Annotated in this window: 4 protein-coding genes; all 4 read right to left on the bottom strand. The window is 36.0% G+C overall.

Annotation, left to right across the window (positions count from 1 at the left end):
• On the bottom strand, positions 1-239 hold a 239-nt coding region (locus ACTTG8_RS10075), incomplete at its 3' end, for a hypothetical protein (protein ID WP_442561974.1).
• Between the two features lie 9 nt (positions 240-248).
• Positions 249-1,499 carry a histidine--tRNA ligase gene (gene hisS, locus ACTTG8_RS10070; RefSeq protein WP_442561973.1) on the bottom strand — a complete coding sequence of 417 codons (1,251 nt, stop codon included), beginning with the start codon at positions 1,497-1,499 and terminating at the stop codon, positions 249-251.
• Between the two features lie 8 nt (positions 1,500-1,507).
• The gene (locus ACTTG8_RS10065; RefSeq protein ID WP_442561972.1) at positions 1,508-2,161 is read right to left on the bottom strand and encodes an HD-GYP domain-containing protein; all 654 of its coding nucleotides are present in this window, start codon (positions 2,159-2,161) and stop codon (positions 1,508-1,510) included.
• The coding region (gene hemZ / locus ACTTG8_RS10060; RefSeq protein ID WP_442561971.1) for a coproporphyrinogen dehydrogenase HemZ at positions 2,161-3,396 on the bottom strand (1,236 nt) is incomplete at its 5' end. The genes ACTTG8_RS10065 and hemZ, both read right to left, overlap by 1 nt.

Genomic DNA, 3,396 nt, shown 5'->3' with positions numbered 1-3,396 from the left:
AACTTATCATACAAATAAGGCATATTGGGAATATTATAAGTCATTCCATCTATAAACACTATTTCCATTCTTTTACGCCTGTAAAGAAAAACACTCTTTACCTGAGGCAGCCAAGCCATAAAAAGCTGACATTCAATACTATTTTCAGTCAATAAATTTGTAAGGATTTCTATTGGCGTAAGTTCATTAAATATCTGCCTCTCTGAATCCCATACCATCACATTTCCATCTCTGCCCATACGTTTTTCTTATCCCTTCCCAATCTTTTCTTCTATCTCTTCTAATTTAATTTCAGTCTCCTCACCTGTTTCCATCTGCTTAAGCCTAACTATTCCACTCTCTATTTCATTTAATCCTATAATAACTGTATAGTCTGCCCCCAGCTTATTTGCATATTTCATCTGTGCCTTTACTGAACGGTCAAGGTAATCGGTTTCTACTATAATTCCTTTATTTCTAAGCTTGGTAACTATTTCAAAAGCTTTTGCCTTAACTTCCTCTCCCATCATGCCTACATAAAGCTTAGGGCGTGGCATCTCTCCAAGACTTACCCCTTCTTTTTCAAGGAAGTAAAGTATTCTTTCAATCCCCATTCCAAAGCCTACAGCAGGGATATTCTGCTTTCCGTCTATTTCATTTATAAGGCCGTCATACCTTCCACCACCACAAAGCGTAAAACCATCCTTATCCACAAACTCAAATACTGTCTTAGTATAATAATCAAGCCCTCTTACTATTCCTGTATCAATTTCAAAAGGAATACCAAGTTCTGTAAGCATTTTCTGCAAGGTGTCAAAATGTTCCCTACATTCTTCATCTAAAAATTCTATAGTTCTTGGTGCTTTTTCTACAATAGACTTACAACTCGGTACTTTACAGTCAATAACTCTCAAAGGATTTTTCTTCATTCTTTCCTTACAGTCTTCGCATAGTTCAGGCTCATATCCTCTAAGATATCCTAAAAGAGCATCATTATAGTCCTGTCTGCACTTTCCATAACCTATACTATTTATATGAAGTTTTACATCCTTAAGCCCTATTCGTCTTATAAATTCATTGATAAGGGTAATAAGTTCAACTTCAACCATAGGGCTTGGCGAACCTACAAACTCCACTCCAAACTGGTGATGCTGTCTAAGCCTTCCACTCTGAGGCCTTTCGTATCTGAAAGCCTGTGTAAAGTAAAACATTTTTATCGGCTGTGGCAGCGCATATAAGTTATTTTCAAGATATGCCCTTATGGTTCCTGCAGTTCCCTCAGGTTTAAGGCTTATTTCTCTATTTCCCTTATCCTTAAAAGTATACATTTCTTTTTGTACTACATCTGTAGTATCTCCAACACTCCTGTTAAAAAGTACAGTATGTTCAAAGGCCGGAGTTATAATCTCTCCAATATTATATGTATTACAAAGCTCTCTTGCTATAGTTTCAATCTTTGTACGCTTCCACATATTTTCCCCGAACCAATCCTGTGTACCCCTTGGTCTATTTGTTATCATAATACTCCTCACCACAAATCTAAATTCATCTCTGTTTTTTGATAGATATTATTACTGCTTTTCTTATTGTCTTCAATTATTCCAGCAAGCTTATCAAATCTCTTGCTATTTACTATTCGCTGAAGAGCTAAAAAACACTCCATGTCAAAATTTTTAATTTCATTTATCATCAACCTTATAGCCTTATCAGGTAAAAATGCATCCCTGTATGGTCTATGTGCAACCAAGGCTCCGAAAACATCACAAATTCTAAGAATCCTAGCACCTATTGGTATATTCTCACCTTTAAGATTATTTGGATAACCGGAACCATCATAGTTTTCATGGTGATAAAGAACTGCATCCAAAATAACATGTTCATAGCCCTGTTTTTTAAGTATACCATAACTTAGTACAGAGTGCATCCTCACATATTTAATTTCTTCTACCTTCAGTTCTCCATTCTGTCTGCCATATAAATAATTAGCAATTCTTAATTTGCCAATATCATGCAAAAGTCCTGCCTGTGCCATCTTATCAACAAAAGCATCTTGAAAGCCAAGTTCCCTTGTTACCATTTCAGCCAAATTGCTTACAACTATACCATGTTTTACCAAGTCATCCAGATCAATCTCTAAAATGATCTCATGGGATGTCTTACAACTCATGTCAGCTTTACCCATTATAGCATTTCTCCAAATTCTTCTAAAAATTTTTTCTTACGCTCAATCATTTCATCAATCCGTTCAATATAGTCCATAACAAACTTTACATTCTCCGTTCGCTCTATCCTGTTGCCCTCCCTAAAAACAAACTTACAGGATGAGCCTGCCCCCAATCCAATAATCGGATGTTTTTCTTCCATAATTAATATGTTATACAGTCCCTCTTTTCCTAACCTTGCATAACCCACATTTTCCAAGTTATCTGCTATATTTTTTTGCCTGTACAAATAATAAGGCTCATAACCGTTTTCCCTTGCAAACTCATAAGTAAGTCTCTGCTGAAGTGCTGTATCTGTAGGAATCATATCAGACAACTCATTCAGCTTAAGCTTAAGTGCTGCTGCTCTTTTTATAGCAAGGGCATGGACTGTAAGATCATCAGGATTTAATTTTTTTATCTCTGACAAAGTGTATTCAGTGTCTTTTACAGTTTCTCCCGGAAGACCCACTATAAGATCCATATTTATATCTTCCATCCCCTCTTCCCTTGCCATACTAAAGGCTCTTCTTACCGACTCAGAATCATGCATCCTGCCTATAAACTTAAGTGTTTTATCAGACATCGTCTGTGGATTTATAGACATTCGCTTAACACCAAGCCTCTTCATCACCCTCAGTTTATCTCTTGTTATGCTGTCCGGTCTTCCTGCCTCAACTGTAAATTCCTTTACCAAAGCCATTGGCAGTTTAAGATTAATATATTCTAACAACATTTCAAGTTCTTCCGCCGAAAGTGCAGTAGGTGTTCCGCCTCCTATATAAACTGTTGTAAGGTTTTTATGAGGCAAAATAGTTGTAGCAAAATCAATCTCCTTAAAAAGTGCCTTTAAATATTCTCCTACCTTCTTTTTATAAGTACCAATAGGATATGAAGTAAATGAACAATAAAGGCAGGTAGTAGGACAAAATGGTATACCTATATATATGCTATATCCATTTTTATAATCCATTTCCCTAAGAAGTTTATTTTCTTTCTTTGCAATTTCAATGGATAATTCTGTTTTCTCCTCACCACAGAGATACTGCTCATGATAAAATCTTCTTACTTCCTCTTCAGTTCGTCCCTCTTCTATATAATCACAAGCTATCTTAGTAGGTCGTATCCCCGTAAGTGTTCCCCAAGGCAATTCATTCCCTGTGTACTCTTTTAGGATATAATACAATACTTTCTTTAACTCATTTTTATACAGCCT

Origin of the sequence: Catonella sp. (genome assembly GCF_052173895.1) — a bacterium.
Lineage (GTDB): Bacteria > Bacillota > Clostridia > Lachnospirales > Lachnospiraceae > Catonella.
The sequence above is the reverse complement of the archived record's forward strand: the minus strand, read 5'-3'. Positions and strand labels throughout refer to the sequence as shown.

What these genes read in the sequence shown, in the direction of transcription:
- hisS (WP_442561973.1), bottom strand. Translation starts at nt 1,499, where the DNA reads ATGATAACAAATAGACCAAGGGGTACACAGGATTGGTTCGGGGAAAAT.
- ACTTG8_RS10065 (WP_442561972.1), bottom strand. Translation starts at nt 2,161, where the DNA reads ATGGGTAAAGCTGACATGAGTTGTAAGACATCCCATGAGATCATTTTA.